23 protein-coding genes and 1 tRNA gene are annotated in these 19346 nt (G+C 63.7%); 6 read left to right on the top strand and 18 right to left on the bottom strand.

Translation table 11 applies throughout. The annotated features are described in order from the left end of the window. Positions 1-94: 94 nt before the first annotated feature. The 6 genes from ACREBX_RS09185 to ACREBX_RS09160 all read right to left on the bottom strand — a co-directional run bounded on the left by ACREBX_RS09185 (position 95) and on the right by ACREBX_RS09160 (position 3853). Positions 95-1027 (bottom strand): FAD:protein FMN transferase, encoded by a 933-nt coding sequence (locus ACREBX_RS09185; RefSeq protein WP_431561437.1) that lies wholly within the window; start codon positions 1025-1027, stop codon positions 95-97. A gap of 26 nt (positions 1028-1053) precedes the next feature. Continuing rightward, a complete protein-coding gene (locus ACREBX_RS09180) occupies positions 1054-1887 on the bottom strand; it encodes a DUF4198 domain-containing protein (protein WP_431561436.1) in 834 nt (277 codons plus the stop codon). An 18-nt stretch (positions 1888-1905) separates the two neighbouring features. Next, positions 1906-2436 carry a DUF2271 domain-containing protein gene (locus ACREBX_RS09175; RefSeq protein WP_431561435.1) on the bottom strand — a complete coding sequence of 177 codons (531 nt, stop codon included), beginning with the start codon at positions 2434-2436 and terminating at the stop codon, positions 1906-1908. Positions 2437-2448: 12 nt separating this feature from the next. Continuing rightward, on the bottom strand, positions 2449-3093 hold the full coding sequence (locus tag ACREBX_RS09170) for a PepSY-associated TM helix domain-containing protein (RefSeq protein ID WP_431561434.1): 645 nt from the start codon (positions 3091-3093) through the stop codon (positions 2449-2451). A 52-nt stretch (positions 3094-3145) separates the two neighbouring features. Further along, positions 3146-3502, bottom strand: coding sequence for an ATP-binding cassette domain-containing protein (locus tag ACREBX_RS09165; protein WP_431561439.1), 357 nt, complete (start codon positions 3500-3502; stop codon positions 3146-3148). Positions 3503-3760: 258 nt separating this feature from the next. Continuing rightward, positions 3761-3853 (bottom strand) — tRNA-Ser (locus ACREBX_RS09160). A 243-nt stretch (positions 3854-4096) separates the two neighbouring features. Here ACREBX_RS09160 and ACREBX_RS09155 point away from each other — a divergent pair. After that, entirely contained in the window at positions 4097-4870 is a 774-nt protein-coding gene (locus tag ACREBX_RS09155; protein ID WP_431561433.1) for a DUF1134 domain-containing protein, read from the top strand. Between the two features lie 246 nt (positions 4871-5116). Next, positions 5117-6223: a diguanylate cyclase domain-containing protein gene (locus ACREBX_RS09150; protein WP_431561438.1), complete on the top strand. Its 1107-nt coding sequence runs from the start codon at positions 5117-5119 to the stop codon at positions 6221-6223. Positions 6224-6229: 6 nt separating this feature from the next. Here ACREBX_RS09150 and ACREBX_RS09145 read toward each other — a convergent pair whose 3' ends face one another. From ACREBX_RS09145 to petA, 4 genes are read right to left on the bottom strand one after another with little or no spacing between them, the layout of a single operon-like run. Further along, a complete protein-coding gene (locus tag ACREBX_RS09145; protein WP_431561432.1) occupies positions 6230-6784 on the bottom strand; it encodes an adenine phosphoribosyltransferase in 555 nt (184 codons plus the stop codon). Between the two features lie 26 nt (positions 6785-6810). Further along, entirely contained in the window at positions 6811-7623 is an 813-nt protein-coding gene (locus ACREBX_RS09140) for a cytochrome c1 (protein ID WP_431561431.1), read from the bottom strand. 31 nt (positions 7624-7654) lie between these two features. Then, positions 7655-8935 carry a cytochrome b gene (locus tag ACREBX_RS09135; RefSeq protein WP_431561430.1) on the bottom strand — a complete coding sequence of 427 codons (1281 nt, stop codon included), beginning with the start codon at positions 8933-8935 and terminating at the stop codon, positions 7655-7657. Between the two features lie 13 nt (positions 8936-8948). After that, positions 8949-9506 carry a ubiquinol-cytochrome c reductase iron-sulfur subunit gene (gene petA / locus ACREBX_RS09130; protein WP_431561429.1) on the bottom strand — a complete coding sequence of 186 codons (558 nt, stop codon included), beginning with the start codon at positions 9504-9506 and terminating at the stop codon, positions 8949-8951. A 223-nt stretch (positions 9507-9729) separates the two neighbouring features. On the opposite strand from petA, the gene ACREBX_RS09125 reads away from it, so the two are divergent. Both ACREBX_RS09125 and hemF read left to right on the top strand, forming a co-directional pair. Then, positions 9730-10188: a tRNA (cytidine(34)-2'-O)-methyltransferase gene (locus ACREBX_RS09125; protein WP_431561428.1), complete on the top strand. Its 459-nt coding sequence runs from the start codon at positions 9730-9732 to the stop codon at positions 10186-10188. Then, a complete protein-coding gene (gene hemF / locus ACREBX_RS09120; RefSeq protein ID WP_431561427.1) occupies positions 10185-11045 on the top strand; it encodes an oxygen-dependent coproporphyrinogen oxidase in 861 nt (286 codons plus the stop codon). Before ACREBX_RS09125 ends, hemF begins: the two co-directional genes overlap by 4 nt. A 57-nt stretch (positions 11046-11102) precedes the next feature. On the opposite strand, the gene ACREBX_RS09115 is transcribed toward hemF, so the two are convergent. After that, positions 11103-11975 carry a hypothetical protein gene (locus tag ACREBX_RS09115; protein ID WP_431561426.1) on the bottom strand — a complete coding sequence of 291 codons (873 nt, stop codon included), beginning with the start codon at positions 11973-11975 and terminating at the stop codon, positions 11103-11105. Between the two features lie 112 nt (positions 11976-12087). After that, entirely contained in the window at positions 12088-12834 is a 747-nt protein-coding gene (locus ACREBX_RS09110) for a hypothetical protein (protein ID WP_431561425.1), read from the bottom strand. A 133-nt stretch (positions 12835-12967) separates the two neighbouring features. Between ACREBX_RS09110 and lipB the strand changes: the two genes are divergently transcribed. Further along, positions 12968-13621: a lipoyl(octanoyl) transferase LipB gene (lipB, locus tag ACREBX_RS09105; protein WP_431561424.1), complete on the top strand. Its 654-nt coding sequence runs from the start codon at positions 12968-12970 to the stop codon at positions 13619-13621. Positions 13622-13630: 9 nt separating this feature from the next. Next, a complete protein-coding gene (locus ACREBX_RS09100; RefSeq protein ID WP_431561423.1) occupies positions 13631-13975 on the top strand; it encodes a hypothetical protein in 345 nt (114 codons plus the stop codon). A 3-nt stretch (positions 13976-13978) separates the two neighbouring features. Here the strand turns inward: ACREBX_RS09100 and queE are convergent, their stop codons facing one another. The 6 genes from queE to ACREBX_RS09070 form a co-directional block, all read right to left on the bottom strand. Beyond that, positions 13979-14611: a 7-carboxy-7-deazaguanine synthase gene (gene queE / locus ACREBX_RS09095; RefSeq protein ID WP_431561422.1), complete on the bottom strand. Its 633-nt coding sequence runs from the start codon at positions 14609-14611 to the stop codon at positions 13979-13981. A gap of 4 nt (positions 14612-14615) precedes the next feature. After that, positions 14616-15314, bottom strand: coding sequence for a 7-cyano-7-deazaguanine synthase QueC (queC, locus tag ACREBX_RS09090; protein ID WP_431561421.1), 699 nt, complete (start codon positions 15312-15314; stop codon positions 14616-14618). A 173-nt stretch (positions 15315-15487) separates the two neighbouring features. Continuing rightward, positions 15488-15892, bottom strand: coding sequence for a hypothetical protein (locus tag ACREBX_RS09085; RefSeq protein ID WP_431561420.1), 405 nt, complete (start codon positions 15890-15892; stop codon positions 15488-15490). Between the two features lie 139 nt (positions 15893-16031). Continuing rightward, the gene (locus tag ACREBX_RS09080) at positions 16032-16955 is read right to left on the bottom strand and encodes an Hsp33 family molecular chaperone HslO (protein ID WP_431561419.1); all 924 of its coding nucleotides are present in this window, start codon (positions 16953-16955) and stop codon (positions 16032-16034) included. A gap of 10 nt (positions 16956-16965) precedes the next feature. Then, on the bottom strand, positions 16966-17892 hold the full coding sequence (gene argF, locus ACREBX_RS09075; RefSeq protein WP_431561418.1) for an ornithine carbamoyltransferase: 927 nt from the start codon (positions 17890-17892) through the stop codon (positions 16966-16968). A 28-nt stretch (positions 17893-17920) separates the two neighbouring features. Beyond that, positions 17921-19108 carry an aspartate aminotransferase family protein gene (locus ACREBX_RS09070; RefSeq protein WP_431561417.1) on the bottom strand — a complete coding sequence of 396 codons (1188 nt, stop codon included), beginning with the start codon at positions 19106-19108 and terminating at the stop codon, positions 17921-17923. Between the last annotated feature and the right edge of the window lie 238 nt (positions 19109-19346).

The raw sequence follows: 19346 nt of genomic DNA, 5'->3' as shown, positions 1-19346 counted from the left end.
GTGCTTCCGGTGCTCACGTACCAGATGTACGCTGCGCTCCGGGTCACGGAAAATCACCATTTTCGACTCACCCTGAGCTGAATGTCGATTGGTCCTAGTCGAGCATCGAGCGCCACGCGCGCGACAGATATTCGCGGTCGCCCGCAACGATACATACCGCGAGGTCCTGCTCATCGGCGAGCTTGATCGCGACCACGGCCCCCAGGACCGTCAGCGCGGTCGCCCAGCCGTCGGCCCTGATGCAGTCGCGATGGAGCACGGTAACCGACGACACGCCGTTGACGATCGGGCGCCCGGTCGCCGGATCGAAGCTGTGCGAATAATGCTGGCCGCCCGCGCTGAAGCCGCGACGATAATTGCCCGACGTCGCCACCGACAGGTCGTGCAGCGCTATGCGCCAAGGCGGGATGGAAGATGTCGGCGGCATCTCGACATCGACCCACCAGGGCTGGCCGTCGGGGCGGATCCCCTCGCCGCGCAGCTCGCCGCCGACTTCGAGCAGGAAATGCCGCACGCCGATGTCGAGCAGCCATTCGGCCGCGAGGTCGACGCCATAGCCTTTGGCGATGCCCGACAGGTCGAGTGCGGCCGCTTCGACGCGCCGGATACGCCGCGCGCGCGGGTCGAAATCGATCGTGCGGTCTGCAGCCGACTTGCTAGCTTCCGGCATCTGCCCCGCGCTGCCCGCGCTGCCAAAACCCCAGGCTTCGGTGAACCGACCGAGGCCGGGGTCGAAGGCTCCGCCGCTGGCACGCGCGATGCCGAGCGCAACCTCCACAACATGGGCGAATTCGGCCGGGACTTCGCACCATCTTCCGGGCGCTGCGCGGTTGAAGCGCGAGAGGTCGGATTCCGGCTCCCACTGGCTCATCTGCTCGACGACGAGGTCGAGTGCGGCCTGAACGCCGTGCAGGGTCGCGGCAGGCGGCGAGACCGCCTGCAGCGACCAGCTTGTGCCCATCGTTTCGCCGGCGAAGCGTTCGATGGGCGCGCCCGCGTCACGCCCGGCGAAAGCTGCGGGCGTCAAGGCGCGGGGGATGAGGATGCGGTCGGTCAGGGCGCCAGCACTTCCAGCGTCGTGACATAACTCGCGCGGCGCTGCGGGGTCGTGGGCTCCGGCGCGCCTTCCGCACGCTCGGTCTGCGGCGTCGTGACGTTCAGCCAGTAGAGGCCGGGCTCGGCCCAGTTGATCGCAACCTTGCCGTCGGCGCCGGTCTTGAGATCCATCTGGCCAAGCTGATCGCGATAACGGATGCCGCCGGGGATCACCGTGACCGGCAGACCCGCGGCGGGCTTGCCGTCGAGCAGGAACTGGAAGGTCGCCGCCTCGCCCGAAATCAGGTCGTTCGGGTGCGTCACGGGAACGAGTTCGATCCCCTTCCCGGTCGGTTTGAACAAGGTGGACGTTGGCTCGCCCACCGTCACGAAAATCTCGTTGCGGTTGTTCGATTCGGCGGTCTTCACATTGGTCGCGCCAGCGGGAATGCGCTCGGCGAGGTTCGCCGTTGTGGTGCCGCGCGGCAACCGCTCGGCCTTGCCGTTCAGGTCATAGCTGCCCATCACGCCATCGGCGACCGACGCGATGCGCCAGGTGCCCTTCTGCGTTAGGTGGACGTCAAACGTGCTGCGATAGCGACCGGTCGCCTTGTTCTCGATTGCCGCCTCGGTGCCATCGGGCGCCCACGCCTTCATCGCGTCGAGGCGCAGCGGCTGATGCTCGAAATAGAAGAGATCGTTCGACACCGCGGCGTCGACGGTGACCCACACATCGTCGCCCGACAGCACGGTCGATGACGGCAGCATCCACTGGCGGTGTGCGGAGGCCGGAACGGCGATCAGTGCCGCAAGCGCGGCGGTCGCGGCGAAACCCCAAATTCGCTTCTTCATTTCCCTGTCCTTTTCAAATTAGCGGAAGGCGACCGAAACGGCGCCCAGTTCAGTCGTTCCAGCGGCGCGCCCGCCCGCCCCGGCCTTCGCGGGCCAAGTGAAGGGAATGCGCAGAAGTTCGCGGCCGCCGACCTCGCGCGCCGCTTCGATCACCAGCGTGTACTGGCCGGGCGCGGCGGCACCGAGCTGAGCGCGCGAGAAGGAGACTTTGTGCGCGCCGGGGGCACGCGTCGCGCCGGTGATGCCGTTGGCGGGAAAGGTCATCGAGCGCCCCGAGGCGCGCCACCACTGGCGCACGTCGCGCAGCCATTTGGTGCCCTCGTTCGCCTTCATGTCATAATCGTACCAGACCGCGACGGTCTTCGCCGGCGCGCCGGGCTTCTCGACCCAGATCGCGACATAGGGCTTGTGATATTCGGCGACCTTCAGCCGCGGGATATTGATCGTCACGTCCATCGTGACCGGATCGGCGGCGAAGGCGGGCGCGCCGAGCACCGCGCCGAGGCCGATCGTGCCGCCGAGGATGCGTGCCGGGGTGGAAAGCTGCATGGACTGGTCTCCCTAATGAATGAAGATGACGGCAATGGCGGCCGGGATCGCGAGCCCCATACCGACGAGCGGCCAGGTGCTCTTGCGCTTCGCCGAATGCAGCCAGAGAAGAACCAAGCCGGTGATCGCAAAGATGAGGCAGGCGAAAGCGAAGATGTCGATGAACAGGCTCCACTCGCCGCCCGAATTGCGGCCCTTGTGGAGATCGTTGAGGTAGGAGATCCAGCCGCGGCTGGTGATCTCGCCCGACGCCTCACCGGTGGCGAGGTCGATCGCGACCCAGGCGTCGCCACCCGGGCGCGGCGCGGGGAGATAGACTTCGCCCGCCGACCATTCGGCCTCGCTCGCTGCTTTTACCGGAAAGCTCCGCTCGACCCAATCGGCCACGAAGGGCGGCAACGGCGCCTTTTCCGTGGCGGGGGCCGCCGCCTTCAGGCGCGCAAGCAAAGCCGGCGGCATCTGCACCGATTTCTGAATGACGACCGGCGACCCTTCGATGTCGGCGGCGTGATTAAGCGTGAATCCGGTGATCGCGAACAGCAACAGGCCGATCAGGCTGACGGCCGAGCTCATCCAGTGCCACATGTGCAGCTGTTTCAGCCAAAAGGCTTTCCGGCTTTTCCTCGTCGCCGGTCGCGGGGATGTGGGTGCATGCATCCAGGAGTTCTACCAAAAGGGATGCACGGCCATTATCGAGAACGATTCGCAATTACAATATGATTCCGGTCCACCAGCGGGACGAAGGCTTATGCCGCCCATTTCCCGCCGATGGACCCGCGCCTAATTCTCGCGCCCCGCCATCCAGAGCGTCTGGGTGAGTGGCTCGATGAGATATGAGAGCGCGGTCCGCTTGCGCAGCGGGATCATGATGTCGACGGGCAGGCCGGCACGAAGCCCTCCATCCTCGCGCACCCGCAACGATACGCGCGAGGGTCGTCTTGCCCGTCCCGGACGGGCCGACAACACCCAGCACCTCACCGGGAGCGAACTTCAAGAATATATTCTTGAGCAGGATCGCGCTGCCTTCGGCATTGCGGACGACAACCGCCTGGAGTTCCACGCGCATCGCTTGTTGGGTCGAAGGATCGCCGGGCCGCGCGCGGGATCGAGCCAGCAGCCGGTCCAATATCTCGCCCTCATTATTCGCGAAAGCAAGAAGGTCGGCATCGACGACACAACTCGCCAAAGCACTGGCGCCTCAGGCACCGGCGAGAGCTTGCCAATGTTCCGCAAGCGATGCGCGCACCGGAAGATTGGCCAGAACGAACAGGGCCGGCGCGAGAAACGCAAGGCCCGCTTTCGCTTGATAGGGATTTTTCTAAAGTGGCGGAGACGGAGGGATTCGAACCCTCGGTACCGGATTTACCAGTACGACGGTTTAGCAAACCGTTGGTTTCAGCCACTCACCCACGTCTCCGCATGGCCTGTCGCGCTAACGACAGTCTGGCCTAGGCGGGTCGCTATAGCCATGCACTTCGCACCCCGCAACGGCAAAGATTGTTCAATTTCGGGGTTGAAGTCGGCATTTCGTCGCCCGGATGATTCGGTCTGGCGTAAATTCGACTCAAGTCATCGCCGGTTCATTGCTCGAGCGCGAAAGCGAGTCATGATTAACGCAGAATTCGGCGCGCGTGCGTCGCTCGATCTTTGGGGGTCCAATATGCGGAAAACGTTCACCAGCCTTGCCTTCGCAGCAATGGCATCGCTCGGCCTCGCGCTGACGCCGCTTCCGGCCGCCGCGCAGATGCGCGAAGTCGATCCCAATAGTACGGCGATCGATTCCGATCTCAACAATCCTGCGCCGCCGCCGGTATCGACCGATTCGACGGCCGGCACGTCGTACGACAGCGACCTTGCCACCGGCGACCAGCAGACCAGCGAAACGCCGCCCGTGGACGGCACCGCAACCAGCGCCGACGTCTCGGCGACCACGGTCGAGGCGGCGCCCGGGTCGACCTACAAGAAGGACGATCTGATCGGAGCCGCCGAAGGGGTGTTCGGCAAGGGCGCACAAGGTCTTGCAGGGCTGATCGAGGATATTCTGAAGAAACAGGGCGAACCCAACGCCTATATCGTCGGGCGCGAGGCCGGCGGTGCGCTCGTGCTCGGCGTGCGCTATGGCTCGGGCACGCTGCATCACAAGATCGAGGGCGAGTTGCCCGCTTACTGGACCGGCCCGTCGATCGGGTTCGACGCCGGTGCCAATGCCGGCAACACCTTCGTCCTCGTCTATAACCTGTTCGACAGTGAGGATCTCTACAAGCGTTACCCCGCGGGCGAAGGCGCCGCCTATCTGATCGGCGGCTTCAACGCGAGCTACCTGCGCCGCGGCGACGTCGTCCTGATCCCGATCCGCGTCGGCGTCGGCGCGCGGCTTGGCGTGAACGCCGGTTATATGAAGTTCCGCAAAAAGCAGAACTGGGTCCCCTTCTAAACCTTGGAATTGCCACGGGGGCGATAGGCCCGCGCTCTCGGGCGCGGGCTTTTTCTTTGCCGCGACGAACCAACCACCTCGCGCGTTATGGCATAATCCGCTGTTACCACACCTTAACCTTATGGACGTACGACCTACCCTATGAGACGATCGGATTCCCCCGCACCGATCCAGCCCCCTTCGCGCTTGCACATTTTCCCAAGCCCGGCGGCTCTTCCGCTACCCGTGTATCGCGATTTCGTGGCGATGCTGTTCAGCATGTGGATTCCGATATTCGGACTCGGAATCGTTTTTGTCGGAATATGCGTTCTGGTCGGCCGGGAACTCGACACCCCCTTCCTTCTCGCCCTCGCCGGGCTGGGCGCCATCACCACCTTTCTTCGCCTGGCCATTATTCGCGCCTATTTCCGCGCTGGACCCATCGGCGATTTCGATGCCCTAAGGCGCTGGGAACGCCGCTATGCCATCGGTAACTATGCGTCGGCCATCCTTCTCGCGTTGCTCAACGTCGTCGCGATATCGGCGCACTATCCGCTGCTGCACCTCATCACGGTCAGCCTGGTCTTCAGCTTTGGCGCGGGCATCGTTTCGCGGACCTCGGTTCGACCGAAAATCTGCGTCATCAGCCTTTTGATCGCGACCATTCCCACGATTGCAGCCCTCGCGCTTCACGCTTTCGACGCGCACGCCATTCCGCTGCACGCCGAACTGTTCCTGGTCGAAGCGTTTATCGTCACGATGATCACCGCGCTCAGCCTTCAGACTGTAGTCCATCTCTACCGCTCGGCGGTAGAGCATCACACGGCGCAGCACGACATGGCGAAGCTTGCCCGAACTGACGCCCTCACCGGCCTCTCGAACCGCCTGTTGCTGCGCGAGCAGTTCCAGCTTCACACCGCGATGGCGCTGCGCGCGAAAAACCAGGTTGCGCTCCATTTCCTCGACCTCGATGGCTTCAAGGCGGTCAACGATCGCTACGGCCATCCCGCTGGCGATGCGCTACTCGAACAGGTCGCGCGCCGTCTGGAGGGGATGGTGCGCATCGAAGATGTTGTGTCGCGGCTAGGCGGCGATGAATTCATCGTTCTGCAGGTCGGTTTGCGCGACGACACCGAAGCCGAACTGCTCGCACGCCGGATCATCCGGGAGATCAGCAAGCCCTATCTGGTGGACGATGTTTCGATGTCGATATCGGTCAGCGTGGGGATTGCAACGGCGCCCAAGCTAGGGGTCGAACTGGAGCGGCTTCTGGCGTGCGCCGATGCCGCTCTCTACCGCGCCAAAACGGGCGGGAAAGCGCGTGCGCTCTTCTGTGTCGAAGCCGATGCGGCGATTGCCGACATGGCGGCCTGAACCCCGCTAATCGCCGTCGAAGGCGACCAGCGTCTCGCAGGCGAGCCCCGCCGCTTCGAGCCGCTTTGAACCGCCGAGATCGGGAAGGTCGATGACGAACAGTGCGGCGGCGACTTCGGCACCGACATTGCGCATCAGCGCCGCGGTAGCGAGGATCGTGCCGCCGGTCGCGAGCAGGTCGTCGACGAGGACGACGCGGTGGCCGGGCAAGACCGCGCCTTCGTGGAGTTCGAGGCGGTCGACGCCATATTCGAGTTCATAGTCGACGCCGATCGTCACGCCGGGCAGCTTGCCCGCCTTGCGCACGGGGACGACGCCGAGCCCCATTGCGGTCGCCATCGCCGCGCCGAACAGAAAGCCGCGCGCCTCGACCGCGACGATGAAGTCGGGCCGGTGCACGGCGGCGAGCGCACTCAACCGGCGCACGCTTTCGGCAAAACCGGCGGCGTCGCCGATCAGCGTCGTGATATCGCGAAACTGGATGCCCGGCTTCGGAAAGTCCGGGATGGTACGGACGAGCGACGCAAGGTCGAGGTCCGGTTGAGGTGGGAGGGCGATCATCGAACCGGTCGCCCTCCCTTATGTCCTCAATGCTTCTTGTCGGCCCAGATGTTCCGGTACGACAGATAGGTCAGCACGGTGAAGATCAGCAGGAAGAAGAAGACTGCATAACCCACCTGGATACGCTTGATCAGCTTCGGCTCGGCGGTCCAGACGAGGAACGCCGTGACGTCCTTCGACATCTGGTCGACCGTCGCCTTGGTGCCGTCGGCATAGGTGACCTGATTGGGCGCCAGCGGCGGGGCCATCGCGAGGTTGAGGTTCGCGAAATAGGGGTTGTAGTGCAGCCCCGTACCCGGCTTCAGTTCCGCGGGAAGATTCTTCGGCGGGTTCTGGAAGCCCGTCAGCAGCGAATAGATATAATCCTTGCCGCCTTCGCGCGCCTTGGTGATCAGCGACAGATCGGGCGGCAGCGCGTTGTTGTTCGCGGCGCGGGCAGCCGTTTCGTTCGCATAAGGCGACGGGAAATAATCCGACGACAGACCATCGCGCGTCGCCGGCTCACCCGTGTCGGGGTTGATCGACGGAACCTGGAAACCTTTGGCGAAAGTCTTGATCTGACCCTCGGTGTAGCCGAAGTCTGCAATGTCGCGGAAGGCGACGAGGTGCAGGCTGTGGCAGGCCGAGCAAACTTCCTTGTACACCTGCATGCCGCGCTGAAGCTGCGCCTTGTCCCAATGCGGCAGGACGATGCCATCGCTGGCCAGCTTCAGATGCTTGGGGTGTTTGTGAAACTCGTGCGCAACATTGGCTTCATTGCTGAGCGGTGTCGTGAAGATCGCGAGCACCAGCGCGGTAATGAAACCGAGACCGACGAGAAAACCGAGCGGGCGAACCATGGCTGTATCAGCTCCTGTTAAAGTCCGGCGCTCAGGCCGTGGCTGCCGACGGCGTGTCGGCATGCTTGGCGAGAACCGCCTCGGTGATCGAATTCGGCATCGGCAGCGGACGTTCGATCCGCGACACGATCGGCAGGATCACCAGGAAGTGAGCGAAATAATAGATCGCACCGATCTGGCTCAGGATCACCCACGGCTGCTCCGCGGGCTGCATCCCGCACCAACCGAGCAACAGCACGTCGGCGACGAGGATCCAGAAGAAGATGCGGTACAGCGGACGGTAGTTCGACGACTTGATCGGCGAGCTGTCGAGCCAGGGCAGGAAGAACAGCAGCGCGATCGAACCGAACATCGCGATGACGCCCCACAGCTTCGCGTCGATCCACAGGAAGTTGAAGGTGAACGCCTTCAGGATCGCGTAGAAGGGCAGGAAATACCATTCGGGAACGATATGCGCCGGGGTCGAAAGCGAATTCGCCGGGATATAGTTGTCGGCGTGGCCCAGCGCGTTCGGACTGAAGAAGGTCAGCGCAACGAAGATCAACAGGAAGATGCCGACGCCGAAGCCGTCCTTCGCAGTGTAATAGGGGTGGAACGGGACGGTGTCCTGTTCGTCCTTCACCTCGATGCCCGTCGGGTTCGACGAACCCGGAATGTGCAGCGCCCAGATGTGCAGGATGATGACACCCAGGATCACGAACGGCAGCAGATAGTGCAGCGAGAAGAAGCGGTTGAGCGTGGCATTGTCGGGAACGAAGCCGCCGAGCAGCCACTGGCGCACCGGCTCGCCGACGATCGGTATCGCCGAGAAGAAGCCGGTGATGACCTGCGCGCCCCAGAAGCTCATCTGGCCCCACGGAAGCACATAGCCCATGAAAGCGGTCGCCATCATCAGCAAGAAGATCACGACACCCAGCAGCCACACCATCTCGCGCGGCGCCTTGTACGAACCGTAATAAAGGCCGCGGAAGATGTGGAGATAGACGACGATGAAGAACATGCTCGCGCCGTTCATATGCGCGTAGCGGATGAACCAGCCGGCGTTCACGTCGCGCATGATATGCTCGACCGAGTTGAACGCGACGCCCGCATTGGCGGCATAATGCATCGCCAGAACGATACCGGTGATGATCTGGATCATCAGCGCGGCGCCGGCGAGGACGCCGAAGTTCCAGAAATAGTTCAGGTTGCGCGGCACCGGATAGCCGGGACCCGTCGCATTAAAGATCAGCCGCGGGATCGGCAGCTTCTCGTCCATCCACTTCATCAGCGGATGCGTCGGTTCATAGGGTTTGGCCCAGGGAAAGCTCATCTTATCTTGCTCCTCAGCCGATCGTCACGACGGTATCGCTGGTGAATTCATAGGGCGGCACAACCAGATTCTTGGGTGCCGGGCCCTTACGGATGCGTGCTGCGGTGTCGTAATGCGAACCGTGGCACGGGCAGAAATAACCACCGAAATCGCCGCGGTTCTCACCCTCGGCGGCGCCGAGCGGAACGCAGCCCAGATGGGTGCAGACGCCCAGCGTAATCAGCCAGTTTTCCTTGCCGGGCTTGGTGCGCTGGTCGATCGTTTCAGGATCGCGCAGATCGCCCATCGGCACGGCTTTGGCTTCGGCGATTTCCTTGGCAACGAGGTTGCGCACGAACACCGGCTGCTTGCGCCAGCTGGTCTTGATCGCCTGGCCGGGCTGGATCGCCGAAATGTCGATTTCGGTCGACGACAGTGCGAGCACATCGGCCGACGGATTCATCTGGTTGAGCAGCGGCAACACCACCGCAACCGAACCGACACCAGCGAAACTCACCGCCGCAATATTGATGAAATCCCGGCGGCGCACGCCATCTTCGATGCCGGCGTTGAGTTCAGATTCACTGGCCATTCGACTGCCCTTGCATGGGTGAACTAACAAAAGTTCTCGAAGGAACGGCCGTCCCTGTTGCACGCGCACGAAAGCGCACAACCCGGCGGCCCCTCCGGGAATTGCGGGCCTGATAGCCGCACTGTCCGGGCTTGCCAACAGGCAATTTCGGCATAACGCGCTGTACCAAGCGACGGCCGTCAAGCCTCTCGATTCCCGGCGCCTTCGCCTTTATGGGGGCACCATGGAAATCGCCCTGTTTCAGCCGGACATCGCTGGCAATGTCGGCACCATATTGCGTACCGCCGCCTGTTTCGGCACGCCCGCGCATATCATCGAGCCGTGCGGTTTCCCGTTTGGCGACGCGGCGCTGAAACGCGCGGGCATGGATTACGCGGTGCGCGCCAATGTGCGCCGGCATGCCGACTGGAATGACTTCATGCACTGGCGCGCCGACGCAGGTCGAAGGCTCGTCCTGTTGACGACCACGGGGGCGACACCCTTGCCCGCCTTTACGTTCGAGCCCGGCGACCTGCTGTTACTCGGCGCCGAATCCTCGGGCGTGCCGCCTTATGTTCACGATGCGGCCGCAGCACGGGTCGCAATTCCGATGCAGCCGGGCTTTCGCTCCTTGAATGTCGCGGTCGCGGCTGGCATCGCGCTCGCCGAAGCGCTCAGGCAAACGAAAGGCTTTCCGGCATGATCTCGCTCGACCCTCAGCAACGGACGGCACGTAGCTGGTTCGAATCGCTCCGCGACCGCATCTGCGCCGAATTCGAGAAGATCGAGGCCGAGGCGGGCAGCGACGCCCGCTTTGCTTACACGCCATGGGACCGTGAGGCCGAGGGGCTGGCGCCGTGCGAAGGCGGCGGCGGTGTCCGCGGCGTGATGACGGGCGAGGTGTTCGAAAAGGTCGGCGTCAACGTATCGACCGTCGCCGGCGAATTTGCGCCCGACTTTGCCGGGTCGATCCACGGCGCCGGCGAAGACCCGAGCTTTTTCGCGACGGGGATCAGCCTTGTCGCGCATATGGCGAACCCGCACGTCCCCGCGGTGCATATGAATACGCGCTTCCTCGCGACGACGAAGCGCTGGTTCGGCGGCGGCGCAGATCTCAACCCGCCGATTCCCTATCAGGAAGACACCGACGCCTTCCACGCGCGGCTGCGCGCCGCCTGCGCGCCCTTCGGCCCCGACGTTTACGAACGTTACGCCAAATGGGCCGAGGATTATTTCTATATCCCGCACCGCGGCGTCCATCGCGGCGTCGGCGGGATTTTCTACGATCATCTCGAATGCGGCGACGACGCCGAGTTCGATCGCAATTTCCAGCTGACGCAGGCGGTCGGCGAAGCGTTCCTCGACATCTTCCCGCAGATCGTGCGGCGCCGGATGGGCCTGCCCTCCACCGAGGCCGAGCGCGAGGAACAGCTGATCTGGCGCGGGCGCTATGCCGAATTCAACCTCGTCTATGACCGCGGGACGCTGTTTGGCCTCAAGACCGGCGGCAATATCGACGCCATCCTGATGAGCCTGCCGCCGCTGGCCAAATGGAACTGACATGGAATAAGGGCGCCCCGTTGCCGGAGCGCCCTCACTATTTTCCATTCGCGTAGATCAGGCGAAAACATCCCCCGACGCGCGCGGTGCGATGGCGCGATAGACGCCGACCGGCATCGAGAAGGAAATCATGATGATCGGCAGGTAGACGGCCGCCGCCATGACGATCATCGTCAGCATCGCGCCGACCGCCGAACCGCCCAGAATAGCGCCCAGAACGCCGCCGAAGATCATGCCCGCGATCAGCGCATAGATGAACACGCCGATCGTGAAGAGCAGATAGAAGCCGACGATCGTCCACTGCGACGGCCCTGTCAGCCGCCACGATTCACCGAGGCCGGTCACCGGATTGCGCGTCAACTGATTGGCCATAACGGGACCGGCAACCAGAAAACGACCCTGTACCCACAGCATGAAGACGATCACGGCGATATAAAGGATGACGATCAGGAAAATCGCGCCGCCGCCGACGGCACCCGATTCCAGCGCCGCGGGCGAAAATCCGCCGATCCCGCCGAACGCCGCGCCGAAAATCAGCGTCAGGATGAACATGACGATGAAAATGAGGATATAGGCGGCGATCATCACCACGAACATGCCAAAGGCCAACGCCGGCCCGGCCTGAAACGCCCAGGCGAAATTCGGCGCTTCTCCCGGGTGCATGCCCCCGCGCCAGATGAGCATCGAAACGCCGTAAAGAATCACTGCCGCGATCAGCGCGAAAAGGAAGATCTTGCTGAACGCACCCATCACGAGCGACGGGTCATTAGGCGCCAGCGCCATGGCCGAAAAGGTCGACCCGAGAAACAGATAGCCGAGCAGGCCAACGACGACCAACGCCCCGCCCACCCATATCAGCATCTGCATCCAATTGGCCTTGAGAAACGCGAAGGTTTCCGAGAAGGCTGCTCCGATACTCATTTTCGTCATGTCTCTTCCCCCTGTTTTTAAACCAGATTCTCACGCTCCATCCAAGGCGGGCAAAAGCCTGAGCGGCTTCGCCCCGTTTGCGACACATCATTATTATTAGCGGTGACCCGCATCACTGGAACACTTCGGAAGAGGTCCGTAGCGCGAGCTGGCGATAGGCCGCCGCCGAAACAGCAATCGACGCCAGACTGCCAACGGCGCTGAACGCGGCCTCGATGAAGCCACCCAGCATCCGCCCGAACCCCGGTTCGCTTCCCGCGATGACCGAGACGATACCCCCGATGATCAGCGCCGCGATCACGATCACCAGCGCGACGAGGAACAGGAAAAAGAAGATCGCCCAGCCGTTGCCTCGCGTCAGCTCCCAACTCGTCCGGATCGCTTCGAAGGGGTTGTAGAGGCTCCGGTCAGCCACAGCCGGAGTGACGAGCGCGAGGCGCCCGAGCAAATAGAGGCCGGGGACGAGCAACAGGACGAAGCCGAGACCGATCGCGATGCCGCACAATATCTGGATCGCGAGCATCGTCGGGAACAGCATGAGCGCAAAGGTCAGCGCCTCGCCGACGCTGGTCCCGGTCCGCGACAGCCAGAGCCGCAGGATTCCCGCCGTGCCGACAAGCGCGCAGAGCGCGATAGCCAGCTGCCCCGGGATCATCTGGCGAAAGCTTTGGCGAAAAGTCTCCATAACCTGATTGAAATCGGCGCCAGCCGCGGGCTCGATCGGCACCGGGCCGAACCATGCGACGGCGAGCGCGGGCAAGAACAGGAAAACGCCGGCGATCGTGCCAACCAGCGCCGTGTGCGATTTCAAAAGCTGCAGCGTGTCGTCCCACGCGGCGCCCATGTCGAATTTTACCATTGATACCCCGTCATTTTTTCGATTTCCCAGTTGCGGCGAAGGTGACGATCTTCGGCGCTCCTGTCCAGCCCTGTCAGGAAGCGGCGCGGAGGGTCTTGCGCGAGACGCCGCGGCGCGCCAGATAGCCCGCGCAATGAGCGCCCTTCCCCCACCCGAATGGACCATCAGTCCCGGCCTGACCGACTATGCCACGGCATTGGCCGACATGGAGGCGCGTGCGGCCGCAATCCACGCTGGCGAGGCAGGCGAGCGTATCTGGCTTATCGAGCATCCGCCGCTTTATACCGCCGGGACGAGCGCCGATCCGGCCGAGCTGCTCAACCCGCAATTTCCTGTTTATGATGCCGGACGCGGCGGACGCTATACCTATCATGGCCCGGACCAGCGCGTCGGCTATGTCCAGCTCGATTTGACGAAGCGCGGGCGCGACGTGCGCGCCTATGTCTCCGCGCTCGAAGGCTGGGTGATCGACACGCTCGCGCTGCTTGGCGTCGAGGCGCGGCGCGCCGAGGGCCGCATCGGCATCTGGACCGACGACGCCGATGGTCGCGAGGCGAAGATCGGCGCGATCGGCGTGCGCGTGAAGCGCTGGGTGACGATGCACGGCTTTTCGCTCAACGTCGCGCCGGACCTTGCGCATTTCGGCGGTATCGTGCCGTGCGGTATCGCCGAATTTCCGGTGACGAGCCTCGCGGCACTGGGCCGGACGACCTCGTTCGCCAACGTCGACGCGGCGCTTGTCCAGACGCTTCCGGCCTTCCTCGACAAGCTTTCGCCGAAAGACTAGGAACGCCGCATGGCCCGCATTTTTCTCGCATCGCTCTTCCTGCTCGCGCTCGCTGCCTGTGGCGGCGGCGACACCGCCGGCAAGTCGACGGCCAAGCTCGACGCGGTCGAGGTCCAGCCGGGGTCGGTGAGCGATTCGATGATCATCCTCGATGACGCGGTGAGCGACGGCACCGCGGTCGACAATAGCGTTCCCGACGATGGCACCAAGAAGGATGCGGCCAAGAGCGATGCGGCGGACACGACGGATGAGCCGGCCGAAGAAAGTGCCGAGGCCGATGATCCCGATGCGGTCGACATGCCGATCGCGAAAAAGGCGATCACCGCCGATTCCGCCGCGAAAAAGGGCGAATAGCTCCTAACGCAGTCCCAGATTCTTGTGCGTCTGCAGCGACAGGCGCCAGCGCGGATCGTCCATCACCAGATCGATGCACGCCTGCACATTGGCGGCGGCGTGCGGATCGTCGAGCGGCTGGACGAGCAAATGTTTGAAATCGAGCGTCGCAAGCCGCGCCACATCGCTGCCCGGCTGCGGCCAGACGAGCTTCAATTCGTCACCGCTCGTCTGCACCAGTTCGCTGCCCGCCTTCGGGCTGACGCAGATCCAGTCGATGCTGCGCGGGACGGGGAAGGTGCCATTGCTTTCGATCGCGATCGTGAATCCGCGTTCGTGCAGCGCATCGATCAGCGCCGTATCGACCTGCAGCATAGGCTCGCCGCCGGTGAGCACGACATAACGATCGTCGCTGCCCTGCCCCCAGCTTTCGGCGATGACATCGGCAAGCGCCCCCGCCGTCTTATATTTTCCGCCCAAAGTCCCGTCGGTGCCGACGAAATCGGTGTCGCAGAACTGGCAGACCGCCTTCGCGCGGTCCTTCTCGCGCCCCGTCCAAAGGTTGCAGCCGGCAAAGCGGCAAAAGACGGCGCGGCGGCCCGCCTGCGCGCCCTCGCCCTGCAGGGTAAGAAAAATCTCTTTGACGGCGTACGTCATCGGCTCAGGCGTAGCGCGTCGGGTCGGCGAGCCCCGCGTCGGCAAAGCCCTTGCTGCGCAAACGGCAACTGTCGCAGGCGCCGCAGTGCAGCCCCTCGGGCGTCGGGTCGTAGCACGACCAGCTCATCCCCGCGTCCATGCCGAGCCGCGCCGCTTCAGCCGCGATGTCGGCCTTCGTCATATGCTGGAGCGGCGCGTGGATATGGAAATCGACGCCCTTGTCGCCGTCGCGCGTCGCGAGCGTCGCCAGCTTTTCGAACCCCTGGATGAATTCGGGACGGCAGTCGGGATAGCCCGAATAGTCGAGTGCATTGACCCCGATGACGATGTCCTGCGCCTGGCGCGCTTCGGCGAGGCCGAGCGTCAGCGACAGGAAGATGAGGTTGCGCGCCGGAACATAGGTGATCGGAACATCGTCGCCTCCCTCAACCCCGGGTACACCATCCTTCGGCACGTCGATCTCTGCGGTGAGCGCCGAGCCGCCGAACCGGCGAAGATCGAGCGGCAGGACGATATGTTCGGCCGCGCCGACATAGTCCGCGATGCGCGTGGCCGATTCCAGTTCGACGCGGTGGCGCTGATTATAATCGATGGTGAGCGCGACGATGCGCGCACCCGCTTCGCGCGCGATGCCCGCGCAAACCATCGAGTCGAGGCCGCCCGACAGGAGGACGATCACCGTTTTTCCGGAAACTTTCTGCATCGGCGCCAGATAGGCCCGCGCCGCGGGGCGTGCAAGTGTGCGGCGCACCAAAAGAAATGGGCCGCGAGGACTTGCCGCACGGCCCAGTTCGGCATGAAAGCCGTTAGGGAGAAGGGCACACATCGGTATGCCACGCCTCCACCCTAATGGTGGATGGTTAATTTTTCGTTCGTTCAGCAGCCGCCGGTGCGGCGCGCTTCGATCGCCTGCGAAAACGGCCTGCCCTCGGCGATGCCTTGGGTGTCGATCTGGACGAGCCGGTTCGTCTCGCTGCGGATGCTCGTGCGGCCATGCCCTGCACCGGGGCAGGTATAGTGGACGGTCACCGAATTCGGCGTGTCCTCGATGACATAGCGCGAACAGGTCGAGCGCGGATGCTGGATCTGGATCATGCGTCGCGCGTCGCCGAGACAAATCGTCTGCAACACGTCTTCCTTCCCGCGTTCGCGAAGCTGCCAGCTGCCCTTTTCGAGGCGGTCGAGCATCGCCAGCGAAGGCGCCTGCGCCGGTACTGCGCTCGCGGCGGCACAGCCGAGCGCGATGAGAGACATTCGCAATGTGGGAGAGAAGATCGCCATTCCACCTATCCATTGGCCGCCCGCGAACGAGCGAATATGCGACCCTGTTCCCGTTTAGCTAGCAAGCCCGGGATGCGTTTTCAACCACTTGGCGCCGAATTACATCGCTTCGTCGCCGAAATTTGCTGAAATTCCGTCGCTATTCCGCGCGGTTGTGGGCCGAAATTTCATCCAGCGGGATCGGGAAGAAGCGCGAACAAAAGGCACAGTCGACGACGATCCGGCCATTTTCATCGGCCATATCGGCACGCTCGGTCTCCGGAAACTGCGCAAGCACCCCGGCGAAATAGCCGGTGCTGCACCGGCATCCGCGCGACACCGATATGCCCGGCTCGACACGCACCTCATCCTCGTGGAACAGCCGCCACGCGAGCGTTTCGAGCGAGGTGGCGGGATCGGTGAGTTCCTCGTCCTTCAGCGTTGCCGCGATGGTCTTGGCATGCTCCCACTCGGCATTGTCATGCCGCACATGCAACCGGTCACGGCCGACTTCGCCCTCGGGCAGATGCTGCAAGAGCAGTCCGCCGGCGAGACAGCCCGCCTCGGGATCATGGCGCGCGGCAAGCTTGATCAGGCTCGGAATTTGCTCGGACTGTTCGAAATAATGCTCGGCCGCTTCGCCGATCGACGCGCCTTCGAGCGGCACGATGCCCTGATAGCGTTCGGCGGTCGTCGCCTGGTCGAAAGTGATCGCAAGGAAGCCTTCGCCAAAGAGCGCGAACAAGGTCGGGTCGGATCCAACCTCGGCCAGCCGCTCGGCATCGAATTTCAGATAACCGCGCAGTTCGCCGCCGCGATAGTCGCAGACGAGCAGTTCGACGGGGCCGCCGCCGGTCTGCGCCTGCAGCGTCATCTGGCCATTTTCGTTTTTGAGCGTCGATCCGAGCAGGACGGTGAGCACCAGCGCCTCCGCCAGCAGCTTTTCGGCCACCGGCGGATAATTATGCGCACCCATGATCGTCTGAAGCGTCGGCCCGAGCCGCACCAGCCGCCCGCGCACATGGCGTTCGGCGATGGTGAACAGCAAGGGCTGGTCGAACCAGGTTTCGATGATTTCACTCACGTCTTCGAACTCACAATTTTCCGAGCGCCCAGAGCAGGATCGACTTTTGGGCATGGACCCGGTTTTCAGCCTCGTCCCACACGCGCGACTGCGGGCCGTCAATGACCGCATCGACGACCTCGTCGCCGCGGTGCGCGGGCAGGCAATGGAGGAAGATCGCGTCGTCCTTGGCGCCGGTCATCAGCCGTTCGTCGACCTGATAGGGCGCCATTGCCGCAATCTTGTTGTGCGCATGGTCCTGTCCCATCGACACCCAGGTGTCGGTGACGACGAGGTCGGCGCCCGCCACGGCTTCGCGTGCGTCGCGCACGATGTCGATACGGACGCCCTTCGCGCGAGCCGCCTCGACGAAGCCCGCGTCGGGCTCATATCCCTGCGGGACACCGGCACGGATGTGGAAGCCGAACATGCCCGCCGCCTCGATCAGCGAGGCGAGGACATTGTTGCCGTCGCCGAGCCACGCGAGCTCGAGCCCCGGCAGCGCCTTGCCGCCCTCGACGATCGTCAACAGGTCGGCGACGATCTGGCACGGGTGCGACAGGTCGGTCAGCCCGTTGATCACGGGGACGCTCGCATATTCAGCGAGCTCGTCAACCTTCGCATGATCGTCGGTGCGGATCATTATCGCGTCGGCATAACGCGACAGCACGCGCGCGGTGTCGGCGATCGTCTCGCCGCGGCCGAGCTGGGTCACGCCTGCGTCCATGATCATCGACGTCCCGCCGAGCTGGCGGATCGCGATGTCGAACGAGGCGCGGGTTCGCGTCGAATTCTTTTCGAACACCATTGCGAGCACATGCCCAGCGAGCGGCGCATCGGCGTCGACCTTGCCCTTTGGCCAGCCAGCGCGCGCCGCCTTGCGGTCGATCGCGTCGGCGAGCATCGCGGCGACCGCGTCCCCGCCCGCGTCGGACAGGTTCAGGAAATGCCGCATCATGCCCTCCGTTCTACAGGAACGGAAAACATCAGCTTTCGGGCGGCGTATAGCTCGCCGCGCCCGCTGACAATTTCTCGATGAATTCGGCGATATGATTATCGTCGATGTTGAGCGGCGGCAGTACGCGAACGACATTCTCGCCCGCCGCGACGGTCAGCAGCCCGTGATTGTCGCGCAGATGCGCCACGAACGCGCGGCTGTCCGAGCTGAGCTTGAGGCCCAGCATCAGGCCGACGCCGCGAACGCTGTCGAACAGCTGGTCGTGATTGGGAATGAGCTGCTCGAGCGCGCCGCGCAGGCGTTCGCCCGTCGCCTTGACCGACGCGAGGAAGCCCTCTTCGAGCACGACGTCGAGCACCGCCTGTCCCGCGGCGCATGCCAGCGGGTTGCCGCCATAGGTCGAACCATGCGTGCCGATCACCATGCCGCGCGCGGCCTTTTCGGTCGCGAGACAGGCACCCATCGGGAAGCCGCCGCCGATGCCCTTCGCGCTCGCCATGATGTCTGGTGTGACGCCGAAATGTTCATAGGCGTAAAGGTGGCCGGTGCGGGCGACGCCGCACTGGACTTCGTCGAACACGAGCATCAGGTCGCGCTTGTCGCAAATGTCGCGCAGCGCCTGCAGGAAGGGCTGCGAAGCCGGGCGGATACCGCCCTCGCCCTGGATCGGCTCGACAAGGAAGCCCGCCGTATTGTCGTCGACGAGGTCGAGCGCGGCGTTGATGTCGTCGAACGGCGCATAGGCGAAGCCAGGCAGCAGCGGGTCGAAACCCTTGCGCAGCTTTTCCTGGTTGGTCGCCGAGATCGTCCCGAGCGTGCGGCCATGAAAGGCGTTGTTGAAGGTGATCAGATTGTGCTTCTCGGCGTTGCCCGCGCTCGAATGATAGGCGCGCGCGGTCTTGATCGAACATTCGACGGCCTCGGCGCCCGAGTTGGTCAGGAAGACCGTGTCGGCGAAGGTATTTTCGACCAGCCGCGCCGCATAGGCTTCGCCCTGCGGGCTGCCGTAGAGGTTCGACACGTGCATCAGCGTCGCGGCCTGATCCTGGATCGCCTTCGTCAGATGCGGATGCCCGTGACCGAGCAGGTTGACCGCGATGCCGCTCGCGAAGTCGAGATAACGCTCGCCTCGCTCGCCGATCAGATACGCGCCCTCGCCGCGAACCGGACGCACACCACACCGGGGGTATACGGGCATCAGCGGCGTGATCGTCATGGCAGGCACCTTTCAGGCAAAAGTAAAAAGGCGACCCTTGTGCGGGCCGCCATTGGTCGAGGCGCCCCTATACCGCCGCTGCCGGAGGTGCGTCAACATGGGGCAGCGGTGGCTAGGACCAATCGACATTCAGCCCATGGCGGTCTGCAAATGGCAATTTCCCGTGCTTCCGGTGCTCACGTACCAGATGTACGCTGCGCTCCGGGTCACGGAAAACCACCATTTTCGACTCACCCTG

Source organism: Sphingopyxis sp. (assembly GCF_050725655.1).
In the GTDB taxonomy this organism is placed as follows: domain Bacteria; phylum Pseudomonadota; class Alphaproteobacteria; order Sphingomonadales; family Sphingomonadaceae; genus Sphingopyxis.
The sequence above is the reverse complement of the archived record's forward strand: the minus strand, read 5'-3'. Positions and strand labels throughout refer to the sequence as shown.

Excerpts from the sequence above, each read along its gene's own strand:
- ACREBX_RS09165 (WP_431561439.1), bottom strand. The coding sequence starts at position 3,502 with ATGCGCGTGGAACTCCAGGCGGTTGTCGTCCGCAATGCCGAAGGCAGC.
- ACREBX_RS09100 (WP_431561423.1), top strand. The coding sequence starts at position 13,631 with ATGGCCCGCATTTTTCTCGCATCGCTCTTCCTGCTCGCGCTCGCTGCC.
- ACREBX_RS09135 (WP_431561430.1), bottom strand. The coding sequence starts at position 8,935 with ATGAGCTTTCCCTGGGCCAAACCCTATGAACCGACGCATCCGCTGATG.
- ACREBX_RS09145 (WP_431561432.1), bottom strand. The coding sequence starts at position 6,784 with ATGATCGCCCTCCCACCTCAACCGGACCTCGACCTTGCGTCGCTCGTC.
- ACREBX_RS09175 (WP_431561435.1), bottom strand. The coding sequence starts at position 2,436 with ATGCAGCTTTCCACCCCGGCACGCATCCTCGGCGGCACGATCGGCCTC.
- ACREBX_RS09110 (WP_431561425.1), bottom strand. The coding sequence starts at position 12,834 with ATGGTAAAATTCGACATGGGCGCCGCGTGGGACGACACGCTGCAGCTT.
- ACREBX_RS09085 (WP_431561420.1), bottom strand. The coding sequence starts at position 15,892 with ATGGCGATCTTCTCTCCCACATTGCGAATGTCTCTCATCGCGCTCGGC.
- ACREBX_RS09180 (WP_431561436.1), bottom strand. The coding sequence starts at position 1,887 with ATGAAGAAGCGAATTTGGGGTTTCGCCGCGACCGCCGCGCTTGCGGCA.
- ACREBX_RS09125 (WP_431561428.1), top strand. The coding sequence starts at position 9,730 with ATGGAAATCGCCCTGTTTCAGCCGGACATCGCTGGCAATGTCGGCACC.
- ACREBX_RS09115 (WP_431561426.1), bottom strand. The coding sequence starts at position 11,975 with ATGACGAAAATGAGTATCGGAGCAGCCTTCTCGGAAACCTTCGCGTTT.
- petA (WP_431561429.1), bottom strand. The coding sequence starts at position 9,506 with ATGGCCAGTGAATCTGAACTCAACGCCGGCATCGAAGATGGCGTGCGC.
- ACREBX_RS09155 (WP_431561433.1), top strand. The coding sequence starts at position 4,097 with ATGCGGAAAACGTTCACCAGCCTTGCCTTCGCAGCAATGGCATCGCTC.
- argF (WP_431561418.1), bottom strand. The coding sequence starts at position 17,892 with ATGATGCGGCATTTCCTGAACCTGTCCGACGCGGGCGGGGACGCGGTC.
- queE (WP_431561422.1), bottom strand. The coding sequence starts at position 14,611 with ATGACGTACGCCGTCAAAGAGATTTTTCTTACCCTGCAGGGCGAGGGC.
- lipB (WP_431561424.1), top strand. The coding sequence starts at position 12,968 with ATGAGCGCCCTTCCCCCACCCGAATGGACCATCAGTCCCGGCCTGACC.
- hemF (WP_431561427.1), top strand. The coding sequence starts at position 10,185 with ATGATCTCGCTCGACCCTCAGCAACGGACGGCACGTAGCTGGTTCGAA.
- ACREBX_RS09070 (WP_431561417.1), bottom strand. The coding sequence starts at position 19,108 with ATGACGATCACGCCGCTGATGCCCGTATACCCCCGGTGTGGTGTGCGT.
- ACREBX_RS09170 (WP_431561434.1), bottom strand. The coding sequence starts at position 3,093 with ATGCATGCACCCACATCCCCGCGACCGGCGACGAGGAAAAGCCGGAAA.
- queC (WP_431561421.1), bottom strand. The coding sequence starts at position 15,314 with ATGCAGAAAGTTTCCGGAAAAACGGTGATCGTCCTCCTGTCGGGCGGC.
- ACREBX_RS09150 (WP_431561438.1), top strand. The coding sequence starts at position 5,117 with ATGCTGTTCAGCATGTGGATTCCGATATTCGGACTCGGAATCGTTTTT.
- ACREBX_RS09140 (WP_431561431.1), bottom strand. The coding sequence starts at position 7,623 with ATGGTTCGCCCGCTCGGTTTTCTCGTCGGTCTCGGTTTCATTACCGCG.